Annotated in this window: 20 protein-coding genes; 10 read left to right on the top strand and 10 right to left on the bottom strand. The window is 69.0% G+C overall.

Going from position 1 to position 22,280, the window contains the following annotated elements; translation table 11 throughout:
- The 8 genes from ON39_RS42500 to ON39_RS42470 all read right to left on the bottom strand — a co-directional run.
- The coding region (locus ON39_RS42500) for a radical SAM protein (RefSeq protein WP_040742740.1) at positions 1 to 511 on the bottom strand (511 nt) is incomplete at its 3' end.
- Positions 504 to 767 carry a pyrroloquinoline quinone biosynthesis peptide chaperone PqqD gene (gene pqqD / locus ON39_RS42495; RefSeq protein WP_040742725.1) on the bottom strand — a complete coding sequence of 88 codons (264 nt, stop codon included), beginning with the start codon at positions 765 to 767 and terminating at the stop codon, positions 504 to 506. The genes pqqD and ON39_RS42500, both read right to left, overlap by 8 nt.
- Complete coding sequence (pqqC, locus tag ON39_RS42490; protein ID WP_040742724.1) at positions 764 to 1,480, bottom strand: pyrroloquinoline-quinone synthase PqqC; 717 nt, start codon at positions 1,478 to 1,480, stop codon at positions 764 to 766. The genes pqqD and pqqC overlap by 4 nt, the downstream gene beginning before the upstream one ends.
- A 35-nt stretch (positions 1,481 to 1,515) precedes the next feature.
- Entirely contained in the window at positions 1,516 to 1,605 is a 90-nt protein-coding gene (pqqA, locus tag ON39_RS47955; RefSeq protein WP_083895042.1) for a pyrroloquinoline quinone precursor peptide PqqA, read from the bottom strand.
- A gap of 585 nt (positions 1,606 to 2,190) precedes the next feature.
- Positions 2,191 to 2,532: a putative quinol monooxygenase gene (locus tag ON39_RS42485; protein WP_040742723.1), complete on the bottom strand. Its 342-nt coding sequence runs from the start codon at positions 2,530 to 2,532 to the stop codon at positions 2,191 to 2,193.
- Positions 2,533 to 2,555: 23 nt separating this feature from the next.
- The gene (locus ON39_RS42480) at positions 2,556 to 4,271 is read right to left on the bottom strand and encodes a CocE/NonD family hydrolase (RefSeq protein WP_040742722.1); all 1,716 of its coding nucleotides are present in this window, start codon (positions 4,269 to 4,271) and stop codon (positions 2,556 to 2,558) included.
- 75 nt (positions 4,272 to 4,346) lie between these two features.
- Positions 4,347 to 5,240 carry an NADP-dependent oxidoreductase gene (locus ON39_RS42475; protein WP_040742721.1) on the bottom strand — a complete coding sequence of 298 codons (894 nt, stop codon included), beginning with the start codon at positions 5,238 to 5,240 and terminating at the stop codon, positions 4,347 to 4,349.
- A gap of 56 nt (positions 5,241 to 5,296) precedes the next feature.
- Positions 5,297 to 6,496, bottom strand: a complete 1,200-nt coding sequence (locus ON39_RS42470) for a dipeptidase (protein ID WP_040742720.1) — start codon at positions 6,494 to 6,496, stop codon at positions 5,297 to 5,299.
- Here ON39_RS42470 and ON39_RS42465 point away from each other — a divergent pair.
- On the top strand, positions 6,378 to 7,961 hold the full coding sequence (locus tag ON39_RS42465) for an MFS transporter (RefSeq protein ID WP_373283789.1): 1,584 nt from the start codon (positions 6,378 to 6,380) through the stop codon (positions 7,959 to 7,961). The two genes, ON39_RS42470 and ON39_RS42465, sit on opposite strands and share 119 nt — an antisense overlap.
- On the opposite strand, the gene cysC is transcribed toward ON39_RS42465, so the two are convergent.
- Both cysC and cysD read right to left on the bottom strand, forming a co-directional pair.
- A complete protein-coding gene (gene cysC, locus ON39_RS42460) occupies positions 7,951 to 9,792 on the bottom strand; it encodes an adenylyl-sulfate kinase (RefSeq protein ID WP_040742717.1) in 1,842 nt (613 codons plus the stop codon). The two genes, ON39_RS42465 and cysC, sit on opposite strands and share 11 nt — an antisense overlap.
- Positions 9,792 to 10,703: a sulfate adenylyltransferase subunit CysD gene (gene cysD, locus ON39_RS42455; protein WP_040742716.1), complete on the bottom strand. Its 912-nt coding sequence runs from the start codon at positions 10,701 to 10,703 to the stop codon at positions 9,792 to 9,794. The genes cysC and cysD overlap by 1 nt, the downstream gene beginning before the upstream one ends.
- 648 nt (positions 10,704 to 11,351) lie before the next feature.
- Here cysD and ON39_RS48340 point away from each other — a divergent pair.
- The 9 genes from ON39_RS48340 to phnY are packed head-to-tail and all read left to right on the top strand — an operon-like array spanning position 11,352 to position 22,273.
- Positions 11,352 to 13,466 carry an isocitrate lyase/phosphoenolpyruvate mutase family protein gene (locus tag ON39_RS48340; protein ID WP_085998364.1) on the top strand — a complete coding sequence of 705 codons (2,115 nt, stop codon included), beginning with the start codon at positions 11,352 to 11,354 and terminating at the stop codon, positions 13,464 to 13,466.
- Complete coding sequence (locus ON39_RS46555; protein ID WP_146251325.1) at positions 13,463 to 14,467, top strand: aminotransferase class I/II-fold pyridoxal phosphate-dependent enzyme; 1,005 nt, start codon at positions 13,463 to 13,465, stop codon at positions 14,465 to 14,467. The genes ON39_RS48340 and ON39_RS46555 overlap by 4 nt, the downstream gene beginning before the upstream one ends.
- On the top strand, positions 14,464 to 16,338 hold the full coding sequence (locus tag ON39_RS42440) for an alpha/beta hydrolase family protein (protein WP_085998363.1): 1,875 nt from the start codon (positions 14,464 to 14,466) through the stop codon (positions 16,336 to 16,338). Before ON39_RS46555 ends, ON39_RS42440 begins: the two co-directional genes overlap by 4 nt.
- A complete protein-coding gene (gene aepY / locus ON39_RS42435; RefSeq protein WP_040742714.1) occupies positions 16,332 to 17,510 on the top strand; it encodes a phosphonopyruvate decarboxylase in 1,179 nt (392 codons plus the stop codon). Before ON39_RS42440 ends, aepY begins: the two co-directional genes overlap by 7 nt.
- The gene (locus tag ON39_RS42430; protein WP_146251326.1) at positions 17,488 to 18,714 is read left to right on the top strand and encodes a tetratricopeptide repeat protein; all 1,227 of its coding nucleotides are present in this window, start codon (positions 17,488 to 17,490) and stop codon (positions 18,712 to 18,714) included. Before aepY ends, ON39_RS42430 begins: the two co-directional genes overlap by 23 nt.
- The gene (locus ON39_RS42425) at positions 18,704 to 19,576 is read left to right on the top strand and encodes a TauD/TfdA family dioxygenase (protein WP_040742712.1); all 873 of its coding nucleotides are present in this window, start codon (positions 18,704 to 18,706) and stop codon (positions 19,574 to 19,576) included. The genes ON39_RS42430 and ON39_RS42425 overlap by 11 nt, the downstream gene beginning before the upstream one ends.
- A gap of 14 nt (positions 19,577 to 19,590) precedes the next feature.
- Positions 19,591 to 19,788, top strand: a complete 198-nt coding sequence (locus tag ON39_RS42420; RefSeq protein WP_040742711.1) for a hypothetical protein — start codon at positions 19,591 to 19,593, stop codon at positions 19,786 to 19,788.
- Positions 19,785 to 20,837: a hypothetical protein gene (locus tag ON39_RS42415; protein WP_040742710.1), complete on the top strand. Its 1,053-nt coding sequence runs from the start codon at positions 19,785 to 19,787 to the stop codon at positions 20,835 to 20,837. The genes ON39_RS42420 and ON39_RS42415 overlap by 4 nt, the downstream gene beginning before the upstream one ends.
- The gene (gene phnY, locus ON39_RS42410; protein ID WP_040742709.1) at positions 20,834 to 22,273 is read left to right on the top strand and encodes a phosphonoacetaldehyde dehydrogenase; all 1,440 of its coding nucleotides are present in this window, start codon (positions 20,834 to 20,836) and stop codon (positions 22,271 to 22,273) included. Before ON39_RS42415 ends, phnY begins: the two co-directional genes overlap by 4 nt.
- Positions 22,274 to 22,280 lie beyond the last annotated feature (7 nt).

Below are 22,280 nucleotides of genomic sequence, written 5' to 3'. Positions count from 1 at the left end.
CGTAATCGACGATCTGCTCGACTCGGTCGATGTTCCGCCGGTGCAGGACCACATTGACGGTGAGCGGCAGCCCTGCGGCTGTAATCGCCTCGGCGGCAGCGCGTTTGGCGACGTGCACGCGCGCCCCGGCGATGGCGTCCGCGGTGGTGGGGTCCGCGTCCTGGAGCGAGAGCTGAACATGGTCCACGCCGCGGCGGGCGAGTTCCTCGGCCCGCGCGGCGGTCAGGCCGACGCCGCTGGTGACCAGATTGACGTAGGCGCCGAGTCGCCGTGCGTGCTCGACCAACTGGGGAAGGTCGGGGCGGGCCAGCGGTTCGCCGCCGGAGAGATGCATCTGCACCACGCCGAGTTCCCGGGCGGATGTGAGCACCTCGGTCCACTGCTCGAAGGTGAGTTCTTTTGTGCGCGGGACGAGTTCGAGCGGGTTCGAGCAGTAGGGGCAGTGCAGCGGGCAGCGATGGGTCAGCTCGGCCAGCATGCCGAGCGGCGGCGACACCGGTGGTTCAGTCATCGAATGTCACCACTCGACGCTGTGCGAGCCGGTCCAGCAGCTCGGTGACGTCGGCGGCGCTGACGCCCTCGTACTCCGTGCGGAGTTGCTCCACGATGTGGTCGACGCGTGACGCTCCGTCGCACAGTGCGAGGACCGCGGCGGCGGTGTCGTTGAGGACGAGCACGCCCTCCGGTAGCAGGGCGAGCTCGCCGTGCGCCGGATCGTGGGTCAGCCGGACGCCGGGCCGCAGTCGTGGCAGCTTCGAGCCGGTCATGCGGGTGTGCTCCGGCTCAGGGCGTAATAGTCGAGTGCGTCGAGAATCGCTTGCAGGACTATGCATTTGAAGGCCAGTGCGTCGACGCAGGCTTGTTGTTGCGCGCGGGTCGTGGCGTGCTTGACCACCAGATCAAGCAGCGACCGCCCCTCGGCCTCGACCATGGCGAGGCGCGCGGTGAAATACGCGAACCCGTCCTCCGCGATCCACGGATAGTGCCGGCGCATGCGGCCGAGGCGGTGCGCGAGCAGGCCGGGCGAGAAGAGCTCTGTCAGACCCGAGGCCATGGCCTCCAACCACGGTCGGCGGCGGGCGAAGTCGAGGTAGGCGTCCACCGCGAAACGCACGCCCGGCAGGACGAGGCGTTCCGAGACGACCTCGGCGCGGTCGAGGCCGACCGCCTCGGCCAGCCGCAGCCACTTCTCCGCGCCGCCCGGCGAACCGTCCGCTCCATCGTGATAGACGATGCGCGGCAACCATTGCCGGCGAACCTCGGGCAGCGGGCAGTTGGCGACGATCGCGGCGTCCTTCTGCGGCAGGGACCGCTGATAGTACCAGCGGTTGGCGGCCCACAGCCGCAGCTCCTCCTTGTCGAGCCCGCCCTCGTGCAGGCGCTGGTGGAAGGGGTGCCGGTCCCAGTACGAGGGTTCGAGCGCGTAGAGCGCCGCCCGGAACTCCGCCGCACTCCACGGCGGCGCAAGGGTTGCGGACATCGTCGGAGGAGGTGCGTCCGTCGGTGCGCCGCCGCTCAGCTACGGCCTGCGTAGGCGGTGACCTCCATGGCCGTGCGGTAAGCGACGAAATCCGGCCGCTGCCAAGGCTTCTTGTCGTTCTTCATGCGAAGGCCTCCTGATATAGATAGGTACGGGAGGAAGCGAGCTGAACACTGTAGCGCCTGATCGGCTGATGTCCGCAGCCTATCACGCACCGGCCTTCTCGAATCCCCACACGCCGCACCGGACGAGTACGACCGGATGCTAGATGACCACGGCTCGGACTGCCGCGAGCAAAGCCGGGACAAAGACCTCGGTGCGGCCTACGCCATCCCGAAGTTCTCGAACATCGCTGTCAGCGAGAGCGTTTCGTGAAAGTAGTGACGCTGACGACGAGTATTACGGGCAGCGCCTGAATCCAGCCGGTCGTGTCGGCGACGAGGCCGCCGCGCAAACGTATGCGCGGCGGCCTCTGCGGTGTGTCAATTGTCCTGGGTATCAACGCCGTTCGTTCCGGCGGCTCAGCACAGTTCCGTCTCGGGCGTACACGTGGGGCAACCCTGTAGCCCGCAGGGTTCGGCGGCTCCCGCCCTTGCGTGGGCCACGGCCAGCAGGGCGAGGGCGGGGATGGCGCCGGCGACGAGCCGACGCTGGTCCGCGCCGGCCGAACGGATGTCCGTGGTCTCGCTCCTCTCTCCGAAGTGCGGACGCTAGATCGTCAACCTGGCAGCCTCGTCCTCTCCTAGATCGACCACCAGCGGTGCTGGGCGCAGCTCGACGACCTGGGGCGCAGGGTCGATCAAATCCAGCAGGCGCGGCAGATAATCGGTCAGCGCGCCGTTGTCGTGCACCTCCTTGGCGGCGGCGGAGGCGTACTTCTCGATGACGGTGACGCGCAGCGGGTCCGAGCCGGGTTCGATATAGAAGGCGTACCGATGCAGGTCTGGCTCGCTGCGCAGGATCGGGGGAACGAGTTCGGCGAGCAGCGCCAGCAATTCGTCGCCGCGTCCGGGTTTGGCTTGGAGACTGGCGAGTACCACGATGTCGGACAAGGGGAGTTCCTTCTGGTTGTCGGTTAGTCGCCGAGCACCGGCAGGCGCAGCGTGGACGGTGTGTCCGGCCCGTGGTGCACGGTGTGTCGCGCGACGACGGCCTCGTCGAGGGTGCCGAACTCGGGAACGGTGCGCGCGTGCAGATTTCGGCTGAAACGCGGGAAGTCGAACCCGGCGACCTGCACGCGGATGCGGTGACCGACGCCGAATCGGTGCGCGACATCGTGCAGGGTGACGGTCACCCGGCTCGGCTCGGTCGCGTCGAGCCAATCGGTGTCGCCGCCATGGCGATAACGGGCACGCTGCGCGCCGTCCGCGACATTGCGGGCGTAGCCGTCGGGTTCGACGTCGACGAGGGTCACGCACACGTCGCCGTCGGGGGCGCTACTGGTAAGGAAGGTGATCAGTTCGGGTTGCCCGGCGATCGTCACCTCCTCGGTCAGCGGATCGCTGGTGTACACGAGCAGGTCGGCGCGGCCGTCGACGGCGCGCTGATCTTGAATCCCCTGCGGCGCCGCCGCGGGGTCTCGTTCGAGCAGGACCGCACCGCCGTGGGTGGGGAACGGGTCGTGCGGGTCGGCGGTGATGGTATCGGAGGAGGAGGCTTCGCTCCGCACGCCCGGCGGGTTCAGTCGCCCATTGCCCGCCGCGGTGCGCGCGTCGCCGCCGGAGGCGAGCGACCACTCCTCGGCGGCCGAGGCGGGTGGCCACGCCGACGCGTGCTCCCACGTGTTCGAGCCGCCGACGAAATAGGTGACCCGCCCCGAGAGGTAGCGATCGGCGGCGGGGTAGGCCGCGCCGTCGCCGCCGCGCAGGTGACGATCGAAGAACGCGGCGAGCACCGGATTCCACACCGGCACGCCCGCAGCGGCATTCGGCAGTACGCGCGCGCCCGCCTGGCCGTTGGGCAGGTACGTGCCGAAGTGGGTCCACGGCCCGGCGATGAGGCTCGCGTTCTCGTTGCCCGCCAGCTCGGCCGCCAGGCGGAACTGGGTGGGGCTCGTGAAATCCTGATAGCCGGCGACCTGGAGGAACGGGATGGTGACGCGTTCGGGCTCGGTGAGCAGGGTCGGCCGGTTCCAGAACGGGTCGTGCGGTGAGCGCAGCCAGTCGGTCCAGAACGGGGCGAGCCGATCGTCGTCGAGCGGGGCGATGTCGGTCAGGGGCAGCCGGCTGACTGTGGCGCGGGGTTCGGCGAGGGCCTGCGCGAGCAGTTTTCGCGCGTGCTCTCGCTCGCCCGCGTCCAACGAGGAGTGGTCGAGACTCTCGAGGCACAGGACGAGGCCGTAGGTGGTGAGGAAGCCTAATTCGAACACGCCGCCGGGCCGCGCGGTGTGGCGCATGTCGGCCGTGGCGACCAGCGCGACAGCCGCTTTCAGGCGCGGATTGCGGGCGGCGACCGCCTGCAGGACGGCCATGCCGAGGTAGGACGAGCCGTAGATGCCGACGTTGCCGTCGCTCCACGGTTGCGCCGCGGCCCAGTCGATCGCGTCGGAGGAGTCGTTGTATTCCTGTGTGATGAAATCGAATTCGCCGCCGGACTCGAACCGGCCGCGGGTGTCCTGGACGAGCACCGCGAAGCCCTGGCGGGCGAGCCACAGCGGGTCGGCCACGATGCCGGAGACGCGATAGGAATCCGTGCGGTCGTAGGGGGTTCGGTGCAGCAGGACCGGCCATCGGCCGTCGTCGGCCGGTCGGTAGAGGTCCGCGGTGAGGGTGACGCCGTCTCGGGTGGTCATCTGGACGCCGACGTCTATGCGGGGTCGGTACACAATAGTGTCCTCGAAGTATGCTGGGCGACAGTGAGTTTGGCGTCAGACGAGCAGCACTCGACGCCCGCGGGTGTGGCCCGCTCGGCTGTCCGCGTGCGCCGCGGACGCGTCGGCGAGCGAATAGGATTGGGCCACCGGAATGTGCAGTTTCCCCCGTGCGATGAGATCGACCGCCTCGGCGAGCGCCGCCGGCATGCTGCCGCCGACGCCGGCGAATCGGATGCCGAGCATCGACGCCTCCAGGTCGGCGATGGTGACCACCTTGTCCGGGTCGCCGGTCAGCTCGAGCAACCCGCGGACGACGCCCGCACCATTGAGATCGAGCGCGGCGTCGACCCGCCCGAGCTGACGGACCCGCTCGACCCAGCCCTCGCCGTAGGTGGTCGCCACGGCGCCGAGGCCGCGCACGTACTCCTGATTCGCCGCGCCGGCCGTCCCGATCACCGCGATGCCGCGATCGCGGGCGATCTGCAACACCGCCGACCCGACGCCGCCCGCCGCACCGCTGACCAGCAGCGTCTGCCCGGGTTGCACGCCGACCATGCGAAGGACCCGCAGCGCCGTCTCGACCACGGACGGATAGCCCGCCGCCTCGGCGAAGGACAACCCGTCCGGCAGTCGCGCCCAGGAGTTCAGCACCGCGAACTCGGCATAGGTGCTGGAGCCCCGCCCCATCACCTGATCGCCGACCTCGACCCCCTCGACTCCTTCCCCGATCTCGTCCACCACCCCCGCCGCGTCCTGACCCACCCCGGCGGGCAACTCGATCGGCTTGATCCGCCGGAACTGCCCCTCCCGAACCCGCCAATCGTGCGGATTCACCCCCGCCGCCCGCACGGCGACACGTACCTGACCAGGCCCCGGATGCGGCTCGGCCACGTCGGTGAGCTCCAAAACCTCGGGACCGCCGTACTCGGCGAAGCGAACAGCTTTCATGCCCCTACGTTAACGCTAACCGTTAGTGTTTTGCAACGGTTAGTGATTTGTGGCTCTCACGGCGCGGACCCGTCGAGCTGTTCGATCGTGGCGAGGGACGGGCCGCGCTTGCCCTGCAGATCCCTCGCGACGTCCTCGGCGTCGCGCAGCACGCGAACGGCGTTGTGCCAGGTCAGTTTTCCGATATCGGACGCGGACCAGCCGCGGCTGAGGAGTTCGGCGACGAGGTTCGGATAGCCCGAGACGTCGTCCAGGCCGGAGGGGAGATAGTTGGTGCCGTCGAAGTCGCCGCCGAGACCCATGTGGTCGATGCCGACCACCTCGCGGACGTAGTCGAGATGGTCGGCGACCGTCGCCGGGGTCACCTCGGGGCGGGGATGCTCGGCTTGAAAGGCCTGGCGGCACTGCGTCGCGGCCGGCGATCGGTCCAGGCGATGGTAGCCGTGGGCGCGTCCGTTCTCGTCGGCCAGCTCGGCCCACTTCTTGGCGGCGGGCAGCAGGAAGTATCCGACGAAGGAGGTCATCGCGAGGCCGCCGTTGGCGGGAATCTCGGCCAGGACGTCGTCGGGGATATTGCGCGGATGGTCGCAGAGCGCGCGGGCGCAGGAGTGCGAGAAGATCACGGGCGCTTCGGAGATGGACAGCGCCGCGCGCATGGTGTCGGGCGCGACATGGGAGAGGTCGACGAGCATGCCGACGCGGTTCATCTCGCGCACTACCTCCGCGCCGAACTCGGTGAGCCCGTGCGCCTTCGGCTCGTCGGTGGCCGAATCCGCCCATGGGACATTGTGATTGTGGGTGAGGGTGAGGTACCGCACGCCGAGTCGGTGCAGGGTGCGCAGCGTCGCGAGCGAGCAGTTGATGCAGTGGCCGCCCTCGGCGCCCATCAGCGAGGCGATCCGGCCCGCGGCACGGGCGGCCTCCATCTCGTCCGCCGTCGTGGCCAGTTGCAGCCGATCGGGGTATCGGTCGGTGAGCGCCCGGACGAAATCGATCTGCTCGAGCACGGCGCTGACGGCGGAGTCACCCGCCAGATCGCAGTGGACGTACACCGACCAGAACTGCGCGCCGACGCCGCCGGTGCGCAGTCGATCGAGATCGGTGTGTAGTCGTGACCGCTGATCGGCCGCCAGATCGATGGCGTCGAGATCGTATCCCGCTTTGGTGCGCATGGCCCAGGGAAGATCATTGTGCCCGTCCACCACAGGGGTTTCCCGGAGGACGGCATTAGCGCGATCCAAGAATGAAGTTGTCATTACTCTGTTGTATACGACTTGGTGGTATGCGCGCGTCATATTGGTGTCGAATCGCAGGCATGAGCCTGTGCGAATCGGGCGAAAGGCCTTCGTATCACCGGGTTTTCGCGTCGGCGAGGTGATCGGCGGCGTAGAACGCGGTGAAACATGTTCGTGCCACGAGAATATCGGAGCGTCGGCGAATCCTGATTTGTTCCTGCGAATCCTGGTCACCGATTTCGCGCCGGACACAACAGCGCCGAACCGAAAGATTCTGTGCAACTTGCTAACCAAACCCCGTCCCTACGGCATACTCATCGGAGTGGGGGTGCTGGCGAGGAGCGGCTCGGGTGCTCGGTCGTTCCGCCTCCTATGGATCGGGATCCTCTTCAACCGTCTGGGCATGCCCACCCCACCGTTCCTGCTGCTGTACGCGAGCGTCACTCAACTGGGGAACCAAGTGGGGACCGTCGCCGTGGTGGCGGCGAGCGGCGTGGGCCAGACGGTCGCCTCGCTGGCCGGGGGCGTGCTCGCCGACCGCTACGGCCCCCGCCGGACGATCGGGTACTCCCAGGCCGTCGGCGTCCTCGCGTGCGCCGCGCTGCCCGCCGTGCAGGGCGTCGCGGCGGTGACCGCGCTGGTCCTGCTCAGCACCGCGTGCGCGTCCGTGCCGAGGCCGGCGGCGAACGCGCTGGTCCCCGCGCTGATGCCGCCCGACGCGAGGGTGGCCGGGTACGGACGGCTCTACTGGTCGCGCAACATCGGCAGCTCGCTCTCGCCCTTGGTCGCCGGTCCCCTCGTGCAGTTCTGGCCCCCGGGCATCTTCGTGCTGGGCGCGGTCACGTCGGCACTGTTCACCGTCCTCGCCACCACGCTGCCCGAGGTCTCCGGACCCGAAAACCCCAGGGGCGCGGGAATTCTGCGCGGCATCCGCGCGCCGTACGCCGAGCCGGTCGTGGCGTGGTTCCTGGTGGCGAGCCTGATCCTGTCCTGTCTCTACATGCAGAAGCAGGGCGCGCTGCCCCTGGACATGACCGACCGCGGGTTGACGCCGACGGAACTCGGCCTGGTGCTCTCGCTCAGCGGAGTCCTGGTGGTGGTCCTGCAGCCGGTGATCACGCCCGCCGTGACCGGAATGTCCTTCGCGTCGGCCGCGGCGACCTCCGCCGCATTGATCGCCCTCGGCTTGGGCACAACGGGTTTCGCCACCAATGCGTGGTGGTTCGCGATCACCGTGATCGTCTGGACGGTGGGCGAGATCATGCAGGTGCCGTTGGCCGCCGACTTCATGGCCGCCCGCGCCCCCGACGGCAAAGTCGGTGCGTACCAAGGGGCTTACGGGTTCATGTGGAATCTGGGTCTGGCCGTCGGCGCGCCGATCGGCCAGCTGATGTTCGTCTCGGCCGGACGCGCCGTGGTGTGGACGGTCGTTGCGGCACTGGGCGTTTCGGTCGCCCTCGGCCACCTGGCCGTGTTCAGGCGGTGAGCTCGTTCAGCGCGTCGAGCAGTCGCGCCGCCAAGGCGACCGGGTCGCCGCTCTCCGGCCGCAGCACGACCTCCGCGCGCAGCGGCGGCTCGTAAAGGTCGTCCACGCCGGTGAACCCGCTGATCTCGCCGGCTCGTGCCTTGGCGTACATGCCTTTCGGGTCGCGCGCCTCGCAGACGTTCAGCGGCGTATCGACGAACACCTCCACGAACGGCAGCCCGGCCGCCTCGTGCCGCGCGCGCACCCGATCCCGGTCGTCCCGGTAGGGACTGATCAGCGCGACGATCGCGACCACGCCCGCGTCGGCGAACATCCGCGCGACTTCGCCTGTGCGGCGGACGTTCTCGGCCCTGGCGGCGGCGCTGAAGCCGAGATCGGCGTTGAGCCCGTGGCGCAGGTTGTCGCCGTCGAGCACGTACGCCGGCCGGCCGGAGCGAACCATGGCCTGCTCGAGCGCGACCGCGATGCTCGACTTCCCTGCGCCGGAGAGCCCGGTCAGCCAGATCGTCGCGCCCGCGCCCGCCCGTTCCTCCCGGCGCACGTCGCCCGCGTGCCAGACGACATTGCCCGCGGTGGGCGCGGGGCCGATGATCATGCCCGCGGCGACGGTGTTGTTGGTCTGCTCGTCGACCAGGATGAAGCCGCCGGTGTCGCGGTTGCGGCGATAGGCGTCGAACAGCAGCGGCGTCGAGGTGTGCAGCCGGACGCGCCCGATCTCGTTGAGCGCCAACGTGGTAGCCGCCTGGTCGCGATGCAGCGTGGTGATGTCGAGCCGGTAGTCCACGCGCCGCACCCACGTTCGCGTCGCGGCCGTGGTGTGCCGAAGCGAGTAGCTGCGGTTCTCCGACAGCGCCGAGGCGTCCGACAGCCAGCAGACCATGGCGTCGAGATCTTGCGCGGTCTGCGGCCGGTTACCGGAGCGGCAGAGCAGGTCGCCGCGCGCGAGGTCGATCTCGTCGGCCAGCTGTAGCACCACGGCCTGCTGGGTGAAGGCCTCGTCCTGCGCGGCGCCGCCGGGGCCGAAGATCGCCTCGATCCGGCTGGTCTTGCGCGAGGGCAGCGCGAGCACCTCGTCGCCGCGCCGGAACACCCCGCCGCGCACGGTGCCCGCGTATCCGCGGAAGTCGCCGGATCTGCGTCGCGCACGGATGACGTACTGCACGGGAAACCGGGCGTCGATCAGATTGCGGTCCGAGGCGACGTGGATCTCCTCGAGGTGGTGCAGCAGGGAAGTGCCCTCGTACCACGGCATCTCGATGCTCGGCTGCACCACATTGTCGCCGTGTAGCGCGGAGACCGGGACGAAGGCGAGGTCGTGGATGTCGAGCTTGGCGGCGAACTGGGTGAACTCGGCGCGGATCTCCTCGAACCGCGCCTGCGACCAGTCGACCAGGTCCATCTTGTTGACGCACAGCACGAAGTGCGGCACGCCGAGCAGGCTCGCGATGAACGCGTGCCGATGGGACTGCTCGGTCAGCCCGTTGCGGGCGTCGACCAGGACCAGCGCGAGGTCGGCGGTCGAGGCGCCGGTGACCATGTTCCGGGTGTACTGCACGTGGCCCGGCGTGTCGGCGAGGATGAACCGGCGCCGCGGCGTGGCGAAGTAGTGGTAGGCGACGTCGATGGTGATGCCCTGCTCGCGCTCGGCCCGCAGGCCGTCGGTGAGCAGCGCGAGATCGGGGACGTCGCGGCCCTGCGCGATCCCCTCCTGTTCCAGCGCGGCGAGCCGGTCGTCGAGGATCGCCTTGGAGTCGTAGAGCAGGCGGCCGATCAGCGTCGATTTTCCGTCGTCGACGCTGCCGACGGTGGCCAGTCGCAGGAGATCCGGCATCAGAAGTACCCCTCTTTCTTGCGGTCTTCCATCCCGGTGTCGGAGATGCGGTCGTCGGCTCGGGTCGCGCCGCGTTCGCTGAGCCGGCTTGTCTGTAGTTCGACGAGCACGTCCTGCGGTGTCGTTGCCGTCGAGCGCACGCAGCCGGTGCAGGTCGCGTCGCCGACCGTGCGGAATCGCACCGTGGCGTCGAACGGTTGCTCGTCGGGCAGCAGCGACAGGAATCTGGTGTGCGGCAGCAGCATTCCGTCCCGTTGAACCACTGGTCGGCGGTGGGCGTAGTACAGGGACGGCAGTGGAACGTCTTCATCACGAATGTAGGACCAGATGTCGTACTCGGCCCAGTTGGACAGCGGAAACACCCGGATGTGCTCGCCGGCGCGGCATCGGCCGTTGTACATGTCCCAGACCTCGGGGCGCTGGTCGCGCGGGTGCCACTGGCCGGACGCGTCGCGGAAGCTGAAGACGCGTTCCTTCGCGCGTGCCTTCTCCTCGTCGCGTCTGGCCCCGCCGAACAGCGCGTCGAAGCGGTGCTCGGTGATCGCTCGGAGCAGCGTGACCGACTGAAAACGGTTGCGGCTCGCCTGCGGGCCGCTGTCCTCGGCGACCCGGCCGGCGTCGATATCGTCCTGCACGCGGGCCACCAGCAGCCGGACGCCGTACCGGTCGACGATTTCGTCGCGGAACGCGAGGATCTCGTCGAAATTGTGCCCGGTGTCGATGTGCAGCACCGGGAATGGCAGCGGCGCGGGCCAGAACGCCTTCCGCGCGACGTGCAGCATAACCATCGAGTCCTTGCCGCCGGAGAATAGTAGCGCGGGGCGGCGCAGCGTTGCCGCCACTTCGCGGAAAATGTGTACCGCCTCGGCTTCCAGCCGTTGCGCATACGACAATTCGTACTTCAAGATCATTGTTCCCCCTTGCGAACTCCCGCATGTCACCGGTGTGGGGCGAGGCCTTTTCCGGCGCAGGACGCCACGAGACGATGTCAGCTGTTCTACCACGTGCGGACGAGGCGCGTGACGGTGTTGCCGACATTAGTCATGCGGACGAATTCGACTGGTCATCAACGGAATAAACGCTCCGCTTTAGCTGACGTGCGCGCACGGCGTTCGGCACGATGATCGAAACGGTTCTCGTATGCGCTTGCGTAGCAACACAATCACTTGGCATCTATGCACGCGGACGACGCGCGACGGCGGCCGGACGGCGTACGAAGGCGAACGAAAAGCCCACTGTACGAACAAGGTTGGTGAACAGTTGCCGGAACGTATCTCATGATCGACTCGCCCGCGAAGGCCCTGTTGGAGGCTCCGTCCTGCCCCCTTTTCCTGGGGCACTGACGCTTTCGTTCCGCGCCGTCGGTTGACACCGGCGGCCGTTCCGGCAGTGTGCCTCACTTGGTTGACATCTGGATGAATCGGAGGAATCCTTGTGCCAACACGGGGTTAAGCGGCGGGAAACTGATCTTCGCCGGTCGAAGATCACGTTACCTTTCCCTCTGCAGTTCTTCCGGGGGATGTATCAGCTGACCTCACATCTGGGGTTATGGAGGTGTGATGGAGAAAGTTCGTGCTCTGGCGAGCCTGTTCGAACGTGCCGGTCTCGATTTCCTGATGGGCGCACACGACGCGGTTTCTGCACAAATTGCACAGGACGCAGGCTTTCCGGGCATATGGGTGTCCGGGCTCGGTCTTTCGGCCACAAATGGGTTGCGCGACTCGAATGAGCTGTCGTGGACTCAGGTCATGGAGCGCATAGAAATGCTCTCCGACCGGATTGCCGTGCCTGCGCTGGTGGACATGGATACCGGCTACGGCGACTTCAACAATGTGCGCCTCGCGGTGCGCAGATTGCGGCGGATCGGCGCCGGCGGCGCCTGCATCGAGGACAAGCTGTTCCCCAAGACGAATTCGTTCCTCGGCGACGGACAGGCCCTGGCCGAGCCCGGTGAATTCTGCGGCCGGCTGAAGGCCGCGAAAGACACTGCGGCGGATGTGTTTTTGGTGGCGCGGTGCGAGGCGCTGGTAGCCGGGCGTCCGCTGGCGGAGGCACTCGACCGTTGCGGGATGTACGCCGAGTCCGGCGCCGACGCGGTGCTGATCCACTCGAAGAAGACCAACCCCGACGAGATCCTCGCCTTCATGGCCGAGTGGGACGGCAGTGCACCGGTCGCCGTCGTGCCGACCAAATACGCCGACGTCCCGGCGTCGGTGCTCGAGGAGGCCGGCGTCTCCGTCGCCATCTGGGCGAATCAGAGCCTGCGCGCGGCCATCGCCGCCATGCGGCGGCTGTGCACCCAGCTGGCGCAGCAAAGAACCATGCGGGGGCTCGAGGGCGAGATCGCCGAGCTGTCCCAGGTTTTCGAGCTGGCCAACAATGCCGAGCTGGATCAGGCGAAGACGCGCTACAGCCGCTACGTTCCGCCGAGCCGGGAGGCCGTGGCGAACAACGGCGCCCGCACCAGGGCGGCGGAGACGGTCGACGATGTCCTGCGCCTGCGCGAGGCCTGGTCGGCCGTGCAGTCGACGGAGGACCCGGCCGAAACCCTGCTCGCCCATGTGCGTGACACGGTGCCCTTCTACCAAGGCATTGGCACGCAAGAGCTTTCGGACCTGCCGGTGGTGGATCGCACCGCCTACGAGAACGACGTCGCCGAGTTCACCTCCGCCGCCTCGACCGGAAAATACTGCCTCACCTCCAGCGGCACCACCGGCAACCCGCTGACGGTCACGCTCGACGACGCCTCCTGGTACGCGGTCAACTACCACTTCTTCACCCAGATCTGCGATCTCGCCGGATTGCCGCCCGACGGCTTCCGCGCGGGCGAGCTGGCGGTGCTGTTCGTCAGCAACAAGCCGGGTCGCGACACCTTCGTCCGGCCGCTGCCGTCGCTGAATTACGGTCTGTACGCACGCATTCAGCTCGACCTGTCCGCCAAGTCGACCCGCACCTACAGCAGGCTCGGCGCCGAAATCCTCTACGGCAAGCCGACCTACCTGCTCGATCTGCGCGCGGCGCTGATCGCCCAGGGCTTCGCCACTCCGCCGTGGTCGCTGCGGCTGGTGCTGGTCAGCGGCGAACCGCTGCACGCCGACGACCGCGCCCGGCTGACCGACTACTACGGCGCGCCGGTCGTGGACGCGCTGGCCTCCACCGAGGGCGGCCTGATCGCGGCGACCCGGCCGGGCGAGGAGACCTACCAGGTGTTCCCCGAGAACGTGCGGCTCGAGGTGCTCACCGACGACGGGGTCGTCCGCGACTCGGGCGTGGGCGAATTGGTGCTCACCAACCTGGTCTACCGCGACACCGTCTTCCTGCGCTACCGCACGGGCGATCGGGCCGAGCTCGAGACCGACGCCGGCGGCAGTCAACGGCTGCGGCGCCTGTGGGGGCGCGAGCCGCGCACGCTCAGCTTCGGCGACCGCCGCCTGCCGACGCGCGATCTCACCGAACGATTCGGTTCCCTGCCCGGCATGGGCGACTTCCAGATCGTGTCCAGGCTGGACGGCGCGCTGCTGCGCTGGATGCCCGACGCTGGGTATCAGGAACCGGAGACGTTGCGCCGCAGCTTGCGTGCCGCGGTCGACGAGCTGCTGCCCGATCAGGACGTCGAGTTCGAGCTGTGCTCGCGCATCACCCCGCCCGGCGGCAAAAAGCGGAGATTCCGATGACGGTGGATCTCACCTGGACCGGCAGTCAGTTCCTCGACCCGGTCGCGCACACGGCCGACATCGTGACAGCCATGGGCGCGGTCGACCTGACGACCAAGGACGAAACCTGGTGTGACTCAGTGGCCGCCGCGTGCGCGCGGTACCACGGGCTGCCCGACGGCTCTGTCCGGGTGGCGGCCGGGGCCACGCAGCTGATCGAGGTCTTGCTGCGCAAGCACTATCGCGGACTGGTGGTCGACGTGACGCCGGGATTCCATCTCACCGCGACGATCTGCGCTCAGGCGGGCTGGCATCGCGAGGCGGCCGTCGTCCGCGAACCCGAGGAGCTGCTACCCGCGCTGGAGCCCTACCTGGATCGGCCGGAGGCGATCATCTCCCTCTCCTCGCCGCGAAACCCCCTGGGCTACCAGTTCGCTCTCGCCGCGATCACGAGCCTGCTCGAGCGGGCGCGGGGCGTGGTCGTCCTCGACGAGGTGTACGTGGATTTCGCCGACTACTCGGCGCTGAGCCTGATCCGCGATCACCCGAACCTCTATGTGGTGCGGACGTTTTCGAAGGCGTGGGGTCTGGCGAACCTGCGGATCGGCTTCGCCGCCTCCGCCGCTTTCGCGGCGGGCGCGACCATTCCGCTGATACCGAACGCGGTCTCCGGCATCGCGCAGCGGGCGGCGAGTCATCTTCTCGCACACCCGAAGAGCGTCGTGGAGAGTATCGACGCGGCCAGACAGGCCAGGGATCGGATGATCGCCGCGCTGCGGGAGATCCCCAATCTTTTCGTATGGCCGTCGCAGTCGAACTACCTGTGCCTGGAGACGCCGCTGGCCGAGGAACTCGCGGCACGGCTCGCCGAGCGGGGCTACCCGGTCCGGCTGCTGCACGACCTGAAGAACTACCCCGCCGATTTCCCGGTGGGGCTGCGGTTCACCGTGCCGTGCGAGCCGCATGCCGACGCGGTGCTCGAAACCGTTGCGGCAGTGCATGATCGAGCGGTGATTCGATGAGTGCGGGGGAGCTGAACGGTCCGCCGACCATGCGGCCGGACGGACGGCAGATCGCGTGGCTGTCCAGCGGCGACGCGACGCCCCGGCTGGTGCTGTTCGACGTCGCCCGCCGCCGGGTCGAGGCCACCATCGCGGGTGCGCCGGAGCGCGTGCGCGCGTTCAGCTGGACCCACCTGCCCGGCACCGGGCTGGCCGTGGCGGACGCCGCCGGCAACGAGGAGTGGTCGCTGTACCGGCTGCGGGACGGCGAATGGGCGTTGTCGGCCAAGGAATCCGGGGCGCAGCTGCAGATCGCCGCGTCGAGCCCCCGGCGCCCGGGCGAGGTGCTCATCGCGACGAACGCGCGGGACCCGGAGCACCACGACTACGACGTCCTCGACCTGCGCACCGGCGAGCGCACCCGCGTGCTGCGCAATACCGGCTTCGCGGCCTGCTATTTCGACGCGGAGTTCCGGCCGCGGCTCACCGAGACGGTGAACGAGGACGGCTCCCGCGATCTCCGGCATCATCGAGCGTCGTCGCGGCTGTTCCTCCATATACCGCACGAGGCCGCGCTGGTCACCCGGTTCAGTCACTTCTCCGGCGACGGCGAGCTGGCCTATTTCGTTATGCCGCAGGGTGATACGGGCACCCGGCTCGTCGCGCTGCGCTGCCGCGACGACGCGCCCGCGGCGAAGGCGGAGACCGTGTTCGCCATCGAGCGCGCCGAAATCGCCCGGGTGCTGGAAGACTCGGTGCGTGGGCGACCGGAATACCTGGAGGTGCAACGCTTCCGCCGGCGCATGGTCGCGCTCGCGCCGCCGCTGGAGCGGCCGTTGCGCGCGCTGCGCGGGCGGCTCGGCGCCGAGCCGGTGATCCTGGAACGCCGACTGGGCGACCGCTATTGGCTCGTCGCCGAACATCGGGCCGACGCGGACGCGCGCTACTACGGTTACGAGCCCGCCCGCGACGAGCTGTGGCCGCTGACGGAGGCGCGCCCGGCCCGGCGGCCCTCGGCGATCTTCTGCCGCGCGGCCGACGTGCCGATGCGTACGGGCCAGCGCGCGATCACCTACCTTTCCGGTCGGCGCGGCGGCGATGGGCCGAAACCCACCGTGCTGCTGGTCCACGGCGGACCCTGGCGGCGCAGCGGCTGGGAGTTCGAGCCCCGGCGGGCGTGGCTGGCCGAGCAGGGATACTTCGTGATCGAGCCCAACTTTCGCGGCTCGATCGGTTTCGGCGCGGGCTGGGTGAACGCGGCCGACCGGCAGTGGGGCGCGAGCATGCAGGACGATCTGGAGGACGCCCTGGACTGGGCGATCCGGCGCGGCTACGCCGATCCGGCGCGCGTCGCCCTGGTCGGGGGCAGCTACGGCGGCTACGCCGTGCTGCAACTCGCCGCCACCTCCGGTCGCGAGTTCGATTGCGTCGTAGCGACATCGCCGCTCACCGACCTGGTGGACTTCGTCGAGCATCTGCCCGCGCCGTGGCGCACGGCGGCGCCGATGGTCCGCCGCCGCATCGGCGATCCGGCGCTGAGCGACCAGCGCGCGCAGCTGACCCGGTACTCGCCGGTCCGGCACGCCGCGGCGATGCGCTGCCCGGTGCTGCTGGTGCACGGCGCCAACGACGCCCGGGTGCCGGTCGAGATGTCGACCCGGATGTTCCTGGCGCTGGCCCGCGCCGATCGGAGCGCGACCCTGGCGCTGTTCACCGACGAGGGGCACGAAATCGTCGGCGCCGCCAACCAACTCGCCCGCGACGAGCTGATCGCGGGCTTCCTCGCCCGTCACCTGCTAGGGGCGGACGAACCGCCCGATCCGGCGGGTATGCGGATTCTCCGCACTCCGAATTGTCTTGCCGCACGCGAAAAACGGGAGGTGTCATGCTGAACCCGGGTTGGTTCCTGGACGAACTCGAGCGTCACCGGATCGGCTGCATCACCGGTGTGCCGTGTTCCTATGTCTCGGGCCTGTATTCGATGCTCGAGGACGGCACCCGGCCCTACTTCCCGGCGACCGCCGAGGGCGAGGCGGTGGCGTTGGCGGCGGGCGCCTGGCTCGCCGGCTCGCGAGGTCTTGTGCTCGCGCAGAACTCGGGCCTCGGCAATATGGTCAATCCGCTGACCTCGCTCACCCAGCCGTTCGAGATCCCGGTGGTGCTCGGCGTCTCGCGCCGCGGCTGGCCCGCGGGCACCGACGAGCCGCAGCACGCGCTCATGGGCCAGATCACCCCGGACCTTTTGCGCCTGATGGGCCTTCGGACCGAGAACCTCGCCGCCGACCAGACCGAAGCCGCGCGGCAGCTGACCGAGGCGTTCGAGCACTGCGACCAACGGCTGTCCACGGCCTTGGTCCTGGAGAAGGGCGTCTTCGACAACGCCGTGCCCTCGTGCGAAGTCGCTGAGCCGCAAGAACTTCCGCGCGCCACCGTGCGCGAACTGCGCGCCGGGTCGCGGCCGAGCCGGGCCGAGGTGCTCGCCTGCTGGCTCGAGCTGGGCGTCCCGCGCCCGACCGTCGCCACGACCGGCTATACGTCGCGGGAGCTGTACGGCCTCGACGATCGAGACGACCAGTTCTACCTCGTCGGCTCGATGGGCTGCGCGCCCGCGCTCGGCGCCGGGCTCGCGGTCACCGGATTGCCGGTGACCGTGCTCGACGGCGACGGCGCGCTGCTGATGCGCATGGGCTCGCTGGCCACCGTCGCCCGCCACGTCCGCACGCCGTTCCTGCACGTCGTGCTCGACAACGGCCGCCACGAATCCACCGGGGGGCAGCGCACCAACGGCGGCGCCGTCGACTTCGCCGCGGCCGCGCTGGCCTGCGGCTACCGCGCGGCCTGGCGCTGCGACGGGATCGAGGCCGTGCGGACCGCGCTGCGCGAGGCCGTCGAGCACCAGGACGGCTGCGTGCTCGTGCACTGCCTCATCCGGCCGGGTACCGCGACCAAGCCGCCCCGGCCCAAGGACCGGCTGCCCGACCTCGCGCTCCGGTTCCGGACCCACGTCACCGACCATTTCGCCACAGCCGAAGGAGGCTCAGATGGCCTTACGGTTCGTCCGTAGCAACGCTCTACTACTGCTGGTGCCCAAGACGGGGAGCACCTGGATCCGGTCGAAGCTGGACGAGCTCGGGATCGAGGTCGAGTACATCGGCGATCCCGCGATGCGCGACCACGACCTGCTCGCGTCCTACGATCGCGAGAAATACTCGTACATCGGTGCTTTCGTCCGCAACCCGATCGAGTGGTACCGCTCGTACTGGGCCTATCGAATGGAGAAGGGCTGGCGGCCGCAGTACCCGCTCGACGAGCACTGCGCCAGCGACGATTTCGAAACCTTTGTCCGCAAGGCTGTTTCGGTGTTGCCCGGCGCGCTCGGCAATATCTACCGCTCCTACGTCGGCCCGCCGGATGCCGAGATCGACTTCATCGGCCACCAGGAGCATCTGGTGGACGACTTCGCGAAGTTCCTGCGCACCATCGGCGAGGAGTTCGACGAATCCGCGCTGCGGGGCGGCCCGGTCGTCAACGCGACGACCACCCGGCCGAACTACCCCGAGGAGCTCCAGGAGCTGATCACGCTGTCGGAGTGGGAGACCATGGAGCGCTTCGGCTACCTGGCCGACCGGCCCGACCCCATCGGGCTCGCGGAGATGCGGGCGCGCTTCCCCGACCACGCCGACGACTACCGGCTGCTCGCGCTCTGGACCGAGCAAACCCATTGGCAGCCCGACGATGTCAAGCGCAAGGCCGGACGCCCCGTCACGGCCGGCACCCGCCACGCGCGCGCCCACAGCAACTTCGCGCTCTCCGCCCTGCACAAGCACGGCGACCCGGACTACGCCGAACAGCGTTACCGCCGTGCGCTGGAGCTCGATCCGCGCCACCCCCGGACGCTGTGCAACTACGCGCTGCTCGTCTGGCAGCACCGCGGCGATCCGCGGCGGGCCCGGGAACTGATGCTGCGCGCGCTCGCCGGACGTCCGAACCACCCCTACACCCTCGGGAGGTTGGCGCGGCTCACCGATCGCGAGCTCGGCGACCCCGCCCTGGCCGAGGTGTTCTACCGGCAGAGCCTGGCGGGCAACGACAGTCAGGAGGAGGTCGCCGTCGAGCTCGCCGATCTCCTGGTCCGCCAGGGACACTCGGACAAGGCCATGATCCTGCTGTCCGACCGCGCCGAACGCGAGGACGCGGGTGAACTGACCCGCGTCGCGCTGGCCACCACGATGCTGCACGCAAGGAAGGAACGCGAAAATGCCCGTTGATTCGGCCCCCGAGATCTCGAGTGAGACCATCCGTAGCGCCGCCGTGTCCGCCGAGGGAAAGACGGTCGCCGACGCCGTCTCCGCCGCCCGCGCGGTGCTCGACGAGCGCCGCGTCTGCCTGGTCCGCGGCTTTCCCACCGAGCCGGAGAAGTTCCTCGAGTTCCTGCGCGGATTCGGCAAGCCCCTGGACAACTACTCCTCGCGCAGCGAGCTGGCCGACGACGATCCGCACCCGCAGATCAACCGCGTCAAGTTCAAGCCGGCGGGGCAGTACACCCGCAAGTCGGTGCACTACTCCGAGGGCGAGTTGCGCCCGCACTCGGCGCGGTCCTGGCGCACGCCGCGGCCCGCGTACTTCGGCATGCTGATGGTCGAGCCCGGCTGGTGCGACACACCGGAGGGCCGGCGCGGCGAGTCGCTGGTGCTGAGCTGGCGGCACCTGTTCACCCGCCTCGCCGAGCGTGACGGCGACACCTTCGCCAGGCACTTCGATCGGCTCACCAAGACCTCGATCCGCTTCGCCGCCAACAACGTTCGCGAGGAGTTCGCCGATCTCCCGCTGTGCTACCAGCTGCCCGACGCCGCCGACGCCTACGACGTCGGCGTGCGCCTGAAGCAGGACATCACGCAGAAGCTGCCCGACCTCGCCGACCAGATCGAGGGTTACGACGCCTACGCCGAGGCCGTCGATTACCTCGTGACCAACGCCGCCGACCACGCCTTCCAGGCGTGCTTCCCGATGGCGTCGGGCGATCTGCTGATGATCGACAACAACCGAATGGCGCACGGGCGCCGCGACATCGTCGGCACGCGGGGCGAGGAGATCAACCCCCGCGAGCTGTGGAGCGTCACCGTCGAATGAAGGGAGAACACGCAATGACCGAACAGACTTCCGCCCCAGAGGATCTCGCCGCCGCGTGCGCGCGCCTGCAGGGCGAGCTCGACGACATGCTCGGCAAACGCGACGCCGACGAGGCGGTCGGCTCGCTCGACAGCGCCGTCGCCTCGCTCAAGGGGGTGGAGCAGCGCAACGTTTCCTCCGTGCAGCTCGTCGCGCTGGATTCGCCGGTATGAACCCACTGCGACCGAAGGTGGCCGGCGAGAACGTCAAGCTGATCTGCTCGTGCGTGCGCAACGGGCCTGCCCTGCTCGACGGCCGGGAGACGCTGGCCACGGTGAATCCCGAGCCGCGCGACGGCGATCTCGTCCTGGTGCGCTGCCTGGACGGCAAGGGCGCTTACGACCACGTCGAGGACGAAACGGGTGCGGCCGTAAGGCTTTACCCCGGTGACGTGTTCGTCGCGCTGCTCGGCACCCGCCGCTCCGGCACGAACCTGGTGGGCGAGGTCCCGGAGGGACCGCTGTCCGCGGGCGACCGGCTCGACCTCGTCGCCCAGGGCGGGCTCGTCGCCACCTGTGTCGCGGTGCCCGCGTACTACGGCGCGCGGGCACTGCCGGTCGAGGTCGTCGGCTTCCCCGGCACCGGCCGAGTCGCGAATATCGCTGACGCGCCGGTGATTCCGATCGTCGACGCGGAACCCGGCCCGGTGGACAAGCCGGTGCTGTTCGTCTGCGGCACCTCCGCCGAGGTCGGCAAGACCACCCTGGTCTGCCATCTCGCCATCGCCGCGAAGCGATGCAGGCCGAACGCGCGCGTCGCCGCCATCAAGGCGTGCGGCACCGGCCGGGCCCGCGACCGCCTGCACTACCGCGACGCGAACTACGACGTGGTGGCCGATTTCGTGGACGCGGGCATGGCCTCGACCTACCACGTCGAGATCGAGCGGTTCCAGGCCATGCTGCGCACGCTGATCCGGCACTGCGCCGACCGCGCCGACCTCGTCGTCGTGGAGATCGGCGGCGATCTGCTCGAGGCGCGCGCGCCCGAGGCGCTGGAGATCATGGCGGAGCTGAACGCATCCTGCGTGCTGATGACCAACGACGCCATGGGCGCGTGCGACGGGCTGCGGCGGCTCGACGCGCTCGGCAGCCCGCCGCTGCGGATCGGCAGCCTCAAGCAGAACCCGCGCTCGCTAGCCGACCGGCTCGGCGTGCCGCTCGAGACGATCCTCGAGCCCGGCGACCCGGCCGCCTGTGAACGATTGGTGGAGTTGGTGATATGAGCCAGGAAGTCTCCGCGGTCCGCGAGGACGGGCCGCGGATCGGCGGCAAACGGCTGCTCTGCGAGTCCTCGATCGACGTGCGCTACCCGCACACCGGGGAGGTGATCGGGACCGTCGGGCGGGCGAGCGCGGCGGACGTCGGGCAGGCGCTGGACTTCGCCGAGGGCTTCAGGTGCTCGCTCAGCCGGTACGAGCGGCACCGGATCCTCGTGCGCGCAAGGGAATTGATCGAGGCGCACGCCGACGAGTGGGCCAGGCTGATCACGCTCGAGTCCGGCCTGTGCCTGCGCGACACCTCGCACGAGGTCCGCCGCACCTGCGATGTCCTGCAGTGCGCGGCGAACCAGGTACTCGTCGAGCACGGCGGCGTCTACCCCGCCGACGTGACTCGAAGCGGCGGCGCGCGAAAGATTTTCACCGTCACCGAGCCGCTGCTCGGCGTGGTCTGTGCCATCACGCCGTTCAACCATCCGCTGAATCAGGTGGCGCACAAGGTGGTTCCGGCCGTCGCGAGCGGCAATCGGGTCGTGCTCAAACCCTCGGAGAAGACGCCGCTTTCGGCGCTGAAGTTCGCCGACACCCTCTACGAGGCCGGGCTGCCGCCGGAGATGCTCCAGGTGGTCACCGGCGACCCGGCCGAGCTCGTCGGTGCGCTGCTGGACGATCCGCGGGTGAGCATGGTCGCGTTCACCGGCAGCAGCACCATCGGCAAGCGCATCGCCGACCGGTCCGGATACCGCAGGATCATCCTCGAACTCGGCGGGATCGATCCGGCCATCGTCTGCGACGACACGGATCTCGCGGCGGCGGCCGAGCTCGTCGCGCGTGGGGCGTACGGGAACTCGGGTCAGCGCTGCACCGCGATCAAGCGCGTGCTGGTCCAGGACGCCGTCGCGGAAGAGTTCACCGAGCTGCTCGTCGAGCAGACCCGCCGGTGGCGATCCGGCGACCCGCTCGACCCGGCCACCGACATCGGCACGGTGATCGATGAAGCGGCGGCGAAGCATATCGAGGACGCCGTGGCTGCCGGTACTTATGAGGGAGCCGAGATAGCCTGTGGCGGAATACGTTCCGGCGCGCACTACACGCCGACCGTGGTGGCCGGGGTGACGCCGGGCATGGCGCTGGTCACCGACGAGGTCTTCGGCCCGGTGGCGCCGATCGTGCGGTTCGCCGACGACGCCGACGCCATCCGGATCGCCAACTCCAGCCGGTACGCGCTCTCGGCCAGCGTGCTCACCCGGAACCTGAACCGCGCGTTCGACTTCGTCACCGGCCTGCACGCCGGAAACGTCAATATCGCCGAGGTTCCCGGCTACCGTTTGGAATCGATGCCGTTCGGCGGGCTCAAGGATTCGGGGCTCGGAGACAAGGAGGGGGTAGTCGAGGCCATGCGGAACTACACCACCGTCAAGACCTGCTCGCTGCCCTGGTGAGCCCGGC

Origin of the sequence: Nocardia tenerifensis NBRC 101015 (assembly GCF_000308715.1) — a bacterium.
Taxonomy (GTDB): domain Bacteria; phylum Actinomycetota; class Actinomycetes; order Mycobacteriales; family Mycobacteriaceae; genus Nocardia; species Nocardia tenerifensis.
This window is presented reverse-complemented; position numbering and strand designations above follow the sequence as displayed.